Source organism: Bifidobacterium sp. UBA6881, assembly GCA_002451435.1.
In the GTDB taxonomy this organism is placed as follows: domain Bacteria; phylum Actinomycetota; class Actinomycetes; order Actinomycetales; family Bifidobacteriaceae; genus Bifidobacterium.
Window position 1 is genome coordinate 1 of record DKCF01000005.1, and the last position, 580, is coordinate 580.

Genomic DNA, 580 nt, shown 5'->3' on the forward strand with positions numbered 1-580 from the left:
TGCTATCCGCATTGGCCGTGTGGATGTGGCCGGACAGGGCCGCGTTCGTCGCCACGCGCGACGCGTCTTGTCTCGGTGCGGATGAGGTCCATGGCATGGGATGCGAACAAGCGTGCGGCATGGAACATGGCGTTGACGTCATGAATGATGCGACGTATGGCCTGGATACTACGCGTGATGCTGTCGATGGCGTATACGTTGGTGTATGTGGTGCCACGCGCGATGAGGCGGAATGCGCGTGTGACGAACGTGCGCGCGACGAGTTGCCGCTCATCGGATGCGTCGCCTGCGTGGCGGCCCTGCAAGCTTCGGTTCGTGGCGGCGCGTCCCTCGTGCATGCCTTCGAGGAACTTGCGGGTGGGTCATTCGCGGCACCGGAACTGACGGCATGGCGCATTTCCCGCACGATTCGGTCCCGCTGCCATCCCAAGGAAAGGCGACGACAGGCCGGTATGCTGAGCGCGGAATTGCATGCGGTCTGCCAGCTGAGCGCGACGCTCGGCTGCGAGACGGGACGATGCCTGGATGCGGTGGCCGCATCGTTGCGTAGACGGCGGTTGCTGGACGATCTGACGGCGAA